Annotated in this window: 7 protein-coding genes; 1 reads left to right on the top strand and 6 read right to left on the bottom strand. The window is 61.5% G+C overall.

Annotated elements, in window-relative coordinates; translation table 11 throughout:
• The 6 genes from GYH35_RS29005 to GYH35_RS28980 form a co-directional block, all read right to left on the bottom strand.
• Nucleotides 1–582 (bottom strand): TonB-dependent receptor plug domain-containing protein (locus GYH35_RS29005; RefSeq protein WP_161830253.1); only part of this gene is annotated, 582 nt, incomplete at its 3' end.
• A gap of 430 nt (nucleotides 583–1,012) precedes the next feature.
• Nucleotides 1,013–1,615 (bottom strand): cell wall hydrolase, encoded by a 603-nt coding sequence (locus GYH35_RS29000; protein WP_161816058.1) that lies wholly within the window; start codon nucleotides 1,613–1,615, stop codon nucleotides 1,013–1,015.
• 18 nt (nucleotides 1,616–1,633) lie between these two features.
• Nucleotides 1,634–2,269: a vWA domain-containing protein gene (locus GYH35_RS28995; RefSeq protein ID WP_202624828.1), complete on the bottom strand. Its 636-nt coding sequence runs from the start codon at nucleotides 2,267–2,269 to the stop codon at nucleotides 1,634–1,636.
• Nucleotides 2,266–3,699, bottom strand: coding sequence for a hypothetical protein (locus tag GYH35_RS28990; protein WP_161816057.1), 1,434 nt, complete (start codon nucleotides 3,697–3,699; stop codon nucleotides 2,266–2,268). The genes GYH35_RS28995 and GYH35_RS28990 overlap by 4 nt, the downstream gene beginning before the upstream one ends.
• A gap of 168 nt (nucleotides 3,700–3,867) precedes the next feature.
• Nucleotides 3,868–4,899, bottom strand: a complete 1,032-nt coding sequence (gene tdh / locus GYH35_RS28985) for an L-threonine 3-dehydrogenase (protein ID WP_161830252.1) — start codon at nucleotides 4,897–4,899, stop codon at nucleotides 3,868–3,870.
• 51 nt (nucleotides 4,900–4,950) lie between these two features.
• Complete coding sequence (locus GYH35_RS28980; protein ID WP_161816055.1) at nucleotides 4,951–6,141, bottom strand: glycine C-acetyltransferase; 1,191 nt, start codon at nucleotides 6,139–6,141, stop codon at nucleotides 4,951–4,953.
• A 246-nt stretch (nucleotides 6,142–6,387) separates the two neighbouring features.
• Here GYH35_RS28980 and GYH35_RS28975 point away from each other — a divergent pair, with 246 nt between their 5' ends.
• Complete coding sequence (locus GYH35_RS28975) at nucleotides 6,388–8,811, top strand: TonB-dependent receptor (RefSeq protein WP_161816054.1); 2,424 nt, start codon at nucleotides 6,388–6,390, stop codon at nucleotides 8,809–8,811.
• Nucleotides 8,812–8,980: the final 169 nt, after the last annotated feature.

Genomic DNA, 8,980 nt, shown 5'->3' with positions numbered 1-8,980 from the left:
ACTGTTTTCATAGTCGCCGATGCCGGCGCTGAGACTGACGCCACGCTCCTGCGCGCCGTCCTCGGGCGCGTAGTAGCGCGCCGACACGTCGCGATCCATCGTCTTGTCTTTGGTGATGAAGTTCACCACGCCCGCGACGGCGTCCGAGCCGTACAGCGCCGACGCACCGGACGTCAAAATCTCCACCCGCTGAATTGCCGAGACCGGAATGCTGTTGAGGTCGACGGCGGCGGCGAAGCCGGTCAGCGTCTGCCCGCCGAACTGGGCCATGCGCCGGCCATTGAGCAGCACCAGCGTGCGGTTCTCGCCGATGTTATGGACCGAGACGCCCGAGAAGCCGAACGTCGCGGCGCCCACCGCATCGGACTCAACGGTCGCGCCCTGGATCGTCGGCAAGCGCTGCATGAGATCGACGACCGATGCGGCGCCGGTGCGCTGGATGGCCTGCGAGTCCAACACTTGCACTGGCAAGGATGCTTCCGCCTCCACGCGTCGGATGGCTGAACCGGTGACGATAACTTCTTCCAACGGCGCTCCGGCCGATGTTTGTTTCTGCTCCTGTGCCACGGCAAGCGATGTCACGAGGAGGATCGGGGTCGTACAGAGTGCGCGGCCTAAGGCGCGCCTCAAAGAGGTGCTGGTCATGGATGCTCTCCTGATGGATTGAAGAGGCCTCCACTGCTGTTGGGGATGGGCTTCCCTGGAAATGAAGCGAAAAGCGGCCGCGTTGCCCGGTCGACGCCGGGTCCGGAAACGAGCTGTTGCAGCTCTTGCGGCCAGGAGGCGGCATGATTGCGCGCCATTCACAATTTATGCGATTCAAATGTATCAGAACGACAACGCGCACGTCGAGCGCTGCTGGCGCAGCCAAGATGAAGCGGCTATAGAAGTGAAATTAAAAACTCGGCGCGCGCTGCAGGATCGTGGCTGTGCGGCAACAATGGCTGCGTTTGCCATGACGCACGAAGCCTCGCCGTACTGGAAATCAGCGCATGTGGCCGGGCAATGGCCGTCACCGATAAAAAATGTGGTTGCCGATCCGGGCAACCACTTTCTTCGAGCTCGCCCAGTAAGGATTCACGCTGGTGGCGTGATAGAACAAAGCGTCCGGCACCACCGGCTCGTAGTAGCCGTGATAAACCGTCGTCGCCACGTCCATGGCTTGTTTCCAAGCGGGGCTGCCTGACTCCAGGCGCAGCTTGAGCGCAGTCCACGAGAAGTGCGCGACCAGCTGGCGTCGCGATCGATCCCAGCGGGTGTCGTGCACGACCTCGCAGATCGTGTCGGGGAAGTACGGCGAGGCCAGCCGATTCATCGTGACTTCCGCGACCGCGTACTGACCCTTCAGCGTCTCGCCGCGCGCCTCGAAATAAATGTTCTCGGCGAGGCAGCGAATCTCGCGCGCTCGCAGCTTGCCTGCATCGATCTGCGAGCCGTCGTACGTCGAGCGCGCGGCGTAGGCAAAATAAACAATGAGGCCGACCGCGACGAACGGCAGGCTGAGAAACGCGAAGAACGGGGCGTCTCCCCGGTCCCGGAGCGCCCAATACATGGCCAGCCTGCGGCGTCGGAGTACGAACCAGCCCCGTACGTCGTAGTACAACGATCTCAGCATCGCTTCAGTCGTCGGACGTCACAACAGACCGTCGAGGCGCTCCAGATCGTTGATCATTCGCCAGCGTCCGCCTGCTTTTTCAACGCGCTGGCGCCAGGTATCGACGCGCGCGAGATACTCGCGAGGATCGTAGTTGTCCGAGCGCAGCTTGGTGACGTTGAGTGCAACGACTTCGAAGCCCTCCAGGTCGAGCGGTACATCGCGCACGTAGCCTTTCTCGAGATCTTCCTTCAGATCCGAGAAGATCAGGATGGCCTTGCGGCCGGAGTTCTTCTCGTTGAGGAACTCGATGCCCTGGAGCAGTCCGCCGGTGATGTCGGTGTAGCTCGCCGCCTGCGAGTGATCGACGAAGGTCTTGATGGCATCGGCGAAGGCGCGCTTCTGCACGTTGGCGCTGCTGGGCCGATCGTCGAAGGTGGCCTTGGCGATGATGTCCTTCTCGCTGAAGCTGCCGGTATCGATGCGGGCCACGGCAAAGGAGTCGGTCGGCTGCAGTTTCGAGAGCGTGTACAGAATGATGCTCTGAGCCTTCTTCAGCTCCTCGTTATACGTGCCCGATGTATCGAGCAGCAGATAGACGCCCGTGTTGCGTGGCGCGCTCGGCGTGCAGCCGCCGATCAGGAGCGCCGTCAGGGCCAGGATGAATGCCTTCATGTCTGCGCCTCCTGAACTGGGACGATTTCCCGTGCCCGTTCCTCGTCCGCCGCTTTCGCCCGAGCCTTTTCCAGCCACAGCGGTACGAACAGCGGCAGATCGTAGAGACGCTCCAGCAACTTGCCGATATGGTGGAAGGAGTTGCTCAGCACCCGGAGGAACAATGCCACGGCTCTGAGCAGGCCGATGCCGCACAGGCCCAGCACGGTTCGCGAGGAGTGCACGAACGTTTCGAACGGAATCGCCACGAAGGTCAGAGCGAACGGCAGAATGAAGCCCATGCCCATCTGCGCGGCCGTCGTGATCCACAAATATTCGTTCTGCAGACCGCCGCTATCTTCTCCGCGCAGCAGCGCGCCCGTTGCCAGTTCGTCCTGGAGCAGCACCTCGCGCATATAAGCAAGGCCGGCCTCGACGCTGGCCAGCAGCGTGAGCAGGCTGAAAGTGATCCAGATCATTCGCACGCGCATCTTGTCGGGCAGCGCGGCGATGACCGGGAACAAGCGCGTGATGCGCAGAGATTCCATCAGGAACAGGCCCATCGAGATCTCGACCATGATGATCACGAGTGCGGCAATGTCGGCGGTCCGGAACGAGCCGATGTAACTGGTGCCGCCGACCATCTCCGACATGGGGCGGGCGATCAGCGAGAAGTTGATCGCCGCGCCGCCGATCGCGATCAGCAGCACCAGTCCCGAGACGAAGAACTGCACCACCGATGAGGACGACAATGTCGAGACGGCGTGGTCGTGGCCGCGCACGATGTCCTGATAGTCCTGCATGTGCCGGTCGATGGCGGTGGCCCGGTTCAGCAGGCTCTCGACGGACGCCATGACGCGGTCGAGCGTTTCTTTGATGACGCGCCATTCCGGCATCATCTTGCGGAGCAGCCCGTGCCGCTCGGAGCTGGCTTCGCGATAGGAGTCCATCGCTTCCTTGTGAGCTTTGACCAGCGACTTGTGGATGTCTTCGAGGATGGCGGCTGCACCGTTCTTGCCTTCCATCTTCGACACTGCGTCGACCGCCCGCACCCAGCCCGGCGCTTCCGGCGGCACGTCGACGGCCGCCTGATGATCCTCCTCGATGCGCCGGATCGACTCGCTCAGCGCTCGATGCAGCGTCGGATAGTTGGAGAGATCCTTGCGCACGCTGTCGCTGATGCGCTCGAACTCGCGCTCGATGATCCGTTCCTTCGCCTCGCGTCCCGCCGCCAGCAGAACGTCTCGATTGCGTGTCGCGAGCCTCGCCTCGAGATGCGTCGTCGAATGCGATGCCAGCCGCAGGCCGCGGGCTATCGCGCTGGTCGCCGTACGGATGGCCTGGTGAGCCGTATCTCGCGCCAGAAAGAGTACGAAGACCGCCACGATGAATAAGATCAATATCGAAAGCGTGGGCCAGGGTGTGAACTCGAGAATCGCGCTGAAGGACATAGCTTTCCCCTTGCAATGGGCGTCCGGCGCGGCAAATCCTGAACGAGGATGCCGCAAGCTTTTGGGGATTCGGCTGAACGGGGCGGGCGGATGTGACCTGAATGAACAGGCGCGAGGATTCTTGACGCAGTTCTCAGCCCGGAAGAACTGCGCCGTTCAGGTTGTCGTTCAGGTTGTCTCCCAGTTCATCACCACCTTGCCCGACTGGCCGGCGCCCATGATTTCGAAGGCGCGCTGATATTCGGCGACCGGCAGGCGGTGGGTGATGATGGGTCGGATGTTCAGGCCGCTCTGGAGCATGGCTGCCATCTTGTACCAGGTCTCGAACATCTGACGGCCATAGATGCCCTTGATGGTGAGGCCCTTGAAGACCACCTCGTTCCAGTCGATGGCGACTTCGGTGGCGGGGATGCCGAGCATGGCGACGCTGCCGCCGTGATGTAACGTGCGCAGCATGCCGCGCAGGGCGGAGGCGTTGCCGGACATTTCCAGGCCGACATCGAAGCCTTCCTGCATACCGAGTTGTTTCATCGCGTCGTCGAGCGAGTCGCGCGTGACGTTCAATGCCAGTGTCGCGCCCATCTTGCGCGCCAGGTCCAGGCGATAGTCGTTCACGTCCGTGATCACGACGTTGCGCGCACCGATGAAACGAACGATTGCCGCCGCCATGATGCCGATCGGGCCGGCGCCCGTGATCAGAACATCCTCGCCGACGACATCGAATGCGAGCGCGGTGTGCACGGCATTGCCGAGTGGATCGAGAATGGAAGCGATCTCATCATCGATGGCGGCCGGCAGTTTGAACGCGTTGAAGGCCGGAATGACGACGTAGTCTGCGAACGAGCCCTGACGATTCACGCCAACGCCTTGCGTGTTACGGCACAGGTGCCGCCGGCCGGCGCGGCAGTTGCGACAGTAGCCGCAGGTGATGTGGCCTTCGCCGGAAACACGATCGCCCGGCTTGAAGCCCTGCACCTCGCTGCCGACCTCGACCACTTCGCCGCTGTACTCGTGGCCCACGGCCATCGGCACGGGAATGGTTTTCTGCGCCCACGCGTCCCAGTTGTAGATGTGCATGTCGGTGCCGCAGATCGCGGTCCGCCTGACGCGAATCATCACATCGTTGGGGCCGACCGTCGGCTTGGGAATGTCCTGCAGTTCAATGCCGACGGCAGCATGAGCTTTGACTAATGCGCGCATGAGTGTGTGCTTGTGTTGATCGATTGAACAAAGCAGCGTGGGCGCTGCAGATTATCGAATGACGCCGAGCTCTTTGCCTACTGCGGTGAATGCAGCCACGGCTTTGTCCAGTTGTTGGGTCGTGTGAGCCGCCGACATCTGTGTGCGGATGCGCGCCTTGCCGTGGGGGACCACAGGGAATGAGAAGCCGATGACATAAACACCGTGCTGGAGCAGCCGCTGCGCGAACTCGGCGGCAACTTTGGCGTCGCCGAGCATGACTGGAATGATGGGGTGCTCGCCCGGCACGAGATCGAAGCCGGCTGCAGTCATTTGTTTACGGAAGTGCGCGGCGTTGTCCCACAGGCGCGAGCGCAACTTATCGTCTGCTTCCAGCAGATCCAGCACCCGCAGGCTCGCCGCGGCGATGAAGGGCGGGATGCTGTTCGAGAACAAATAAGGCCGCGAGCGCTGGCGAAGCCACGCGACGATCTCTTTGCGGCCCGATGTATAGCCGCCGGCAGCGCCGCCGAGCGCCTTGCCGAGTGTACCGGTGATGATATCGACGCGATCCATCACGCCTCGCAGTTCATGCGTGCCCCGGCCGCGCTCGCCGACGAAGCCGACCGAATGCGAATCATCGACCATCACGAGCGCGTCGTAACGATCGGCCAGATCGCAGATCTCCTTCAAGCGTGCGATCACGCCATCCATCGAGAATACGCCGTCGGTGGCGATCAGGCGCACCCGGCAGTTCGCCGCTTCTTTCAGGCGCGTTTCCAGCTCGTCCAGATCGTTGTTGGCGTAACGAAAACGCTGCGCTTTGCATAGACGGATGCCGTCGATGATGCTGGCGTGATTCAGCGCGTCGCTGATCACCGCGTCCTGCTCATCGAGCAAGGTTTCGAACAAACCGCCGTTGGCGTCGAAGCAGGAGGAATAGAGAATCGTGTCGTCGGTGCCGAGAAACCGGCTCAATCGTTCTTCCAGATCCTTGTGGATCTGGTGCGTGCCGCAGATGAAACGCACCGAGGCCATGCCGTAACCGTAACGGTCGAGCGCCAGACGGGCCGCCTCGCGCACCGAAGCATGATTGGCCAACCCAAGGTAATTGTTGGCGCACAGGTTCAAGACTTCTTCGCCGCCGATCACCCGCACCGAGGAGCTTTGCGGCGAGCTCAGGACCCGCTCCGGTTTGAACAGTCCTTGCACGCGCAGTTGTTCCGTCTCTGCCGTCAATCGCTGAAGAAAGTCCTGCTTCACATCGACCTCACTGCCCGAGCCGCAGCGCCGGATTGTGCCACTGTGCGGATGACGGCTAGCAGGTCAGCTAGGTTCCACGCACTGGAGTACAGCTTTCTAGAAGACCGAGTACAGTTCTGAGCTGCAGGATTGTCGAGGCATATTGCAACTCTGCAATAAAAATTCTTATTCTCGGTATGTCTGCAGAGCGACCTTAGATTCCAAATAACGATTCGGACCGCACCGTGAGCGGTGCGAGGGGGATTCATGAAGGCGACAGGACGAGCGTGGCTGTCCATCGGCAGCCTGTTAGGCATTTCTGCGACGAGTCCGGTACTGGCCCAGGGAGCGGCCGATAACCTGCTGGAAGAAATCGTGGTCACGGCGCAGAAGCGCAGCGAAAGCCTGCAGGATGTGCCGATCGCGGTGACTGCGATGACTGCCGAGATGCGCGATCGCATCGGTGTCATCACCATTGGCGAGTTGACCGATTTCACCCCCGGCCTGTCGTTCGCGAGCACCCTGGATCGCATGAGCCTGCGCGGTGTCGGGCGACTCACCAACAACTACGGCTCCGACCCCGGCGTCGCGGCTTACTCGGACGGCTTTTACACAGCGAGCAATTACGAGGCGGGCAAGCGGCCCATCATCATCGATCGCATCGAAGTGCTGCGCGGACCGCAGGGGACGCTGTACGGGCGCAATTCGATCGGCGGTGCGCTGAATATTGTGTCCAAGCGACCGACCGACACCTTCCAGGGCGAAGTTCGCGCGACCGCCGGCAATTACGAAACGAGATATTTCGAAGCGGCGATTTCCGGCCCCATCACCGACTGGTTACGGTTCCGCACCGCCGGCACCAAGGGCGGGCAAGGGCGCGGCTTCTTTCGCGACGTGAACAGCGACGAGACCGAAGGCAACGTCAGCGACGATCTCTATGTCGAGCAGCAGCTTGAATTCAACATTGGCGAGCGCCTCGAAGGCTGGATCCGTTACAGCCACGCCGAATGGAATCAGGCGCGGCGCTCGACCATCGCGACCACGCCCTACGACATCGCGCCGACATACTTCGGCGGATTGTTTCCAAACTCCACGTTCAACGGCACGCCGACTCAGCCGGTGTCCGCGCCGTTCACGGCGACCAATCCGAGCAACGACAACCATCGGCAGTACAACAACGACACGCCGTTTCGAGCGAATCTGGACGGCCAGCACGCCTATGTCATGGAGCTGATCGGCCACCTGGACTGGGCGGATCTGAAATACGTCGGCGGCTATGCGGGCTCGACTTATACCCAAGTCTCCGATTACGACACCATCGAACGCGGTCCCTACCGGACCGTGGCCGGGGGCGTGCCGTTCACGATCTTTCCGCAGATCGAAGCGTTCTACATGGAGGACAAGGAGTATTACAGCAACGAGCTGAACCTGATCTCGACCGGCGACGGCGATCTGCAATGGATCGTCGGCCTGTATCAGTATCACGAGCAGGTGAATCAGAATTCCGGCGTGCGCGTGCCGCTGCAGACGCAACTTGCGACGCCGCGCATGGCGGCCACTACGCCGACCGTCTTCGGGCCGCCGAATCCCGACCGCAATCTGCAAATCGCCGGCGCCTTCCTGGATGCCGATGCGCGAGCCGTATTCGGCCAGATCGATTACAACTTCTCGCCGGCCTGGAAGACCACCATTGGCTTGCGATACACGGAGGACAACAAAGACGCGGACGAGTATCGGACGCGTGCGCTGTACGGCTTTGCGGGCGTGCCTTACGCGTTCTACAGCGAGATCGATCGGCGCAATCCGCTCAGTGGCAAGTGGCATGCGACGACGGGCACGGCCGGGCTGCAGTGGTCACCCAGCGCCGACACGATGGCGTTCGCAAAGTACACGCGAGGTTATAAGAGCGGCGGCTTCAACGCCGGCGCGTTTGCACCGGACCGCACGGGTTACACCGATCCCGAATATATCAATGCCTACGAGTTGGGCCTCAAGCAGACCCTCTTCGGGCGCCTGACCGCGAACCTGTCGATCTTCCATTACGACTACAAGGATGCGCAGTACCCTTCGACGGTCCGCGATCCGGTGTCCAACATCAACGAATCGCGTTTCTTCAATCTGGACAAGGCGATATCGCAAGGTGTGGAGCTGGAAGCATTGTGGGCAGTCACCGATGCCCTGCAGCTGAATCTGAGTTACAGCTATCTCGACACCGAGATCCAGGACACGCGCTGCTTCATCGATGGCGATGACACCCGCGCAACCGCACCCGATGCGCGTCCCTGCGGCACTCCCGTGCCAGGTCAGCAGATCGGTCAGCGCATCGATGGGGGACGCTTGCCAAGCTCGCCGGAAAACAAGATCGCATTCAACGCCAACTACACGTGGCAGATGCCGTTGGGCGCACTCACGCTCTCGAGCACGTGGACATATCGCGACGAGACGTATTACTCCGTGTTTGCGCGCGACTACAACCTCGCGCCGTCGTACGACGAGACGGACGTGCGTTTGCTATGGAACGCGCCGGACGGCCGCTACACGTTGATCGGTTTCGTGCGCAACGTGTTCGATGACGAAGGCTACGAGGCGGTGGGCGCCACGCAATCCGCATGGGGCGTGCGCACGCTCACGATCTCACCAACGGCGCCGCGCGTGTATGGCGTCGAGGCGCAATTCCGTTTCGGCATTTAACCCCTCTCGCCCCCTCCTTTCGGAGGGGGCGATGTATATATTCCGTGCTGCAGGCTTGCTTGGGAATGTTGCTGTAAGGAGGCGCACTTCATACCATCGATGCGACCGCAGAGCGATCGTCGATTCCACACATAATTATTGGTCGGATGTCGCTCATCCGAACGGGGGT

Source organism: Steroidobacter agaridevorans (assembly GCF_009932555.1).
Taxonomy (GTDB): Bacteria; Pseudomonadota; Gammaproteobacteria; order Steroidobacterales; family Steroidobacteraceae; genus Steroidobacter; species Steroidobacter agaridevorans.
The sequence above is the reverse complement of the archived record's forward strand: the minus strand, read 5'-3'. Positions and strand labels throughout refer to the sequence as shown.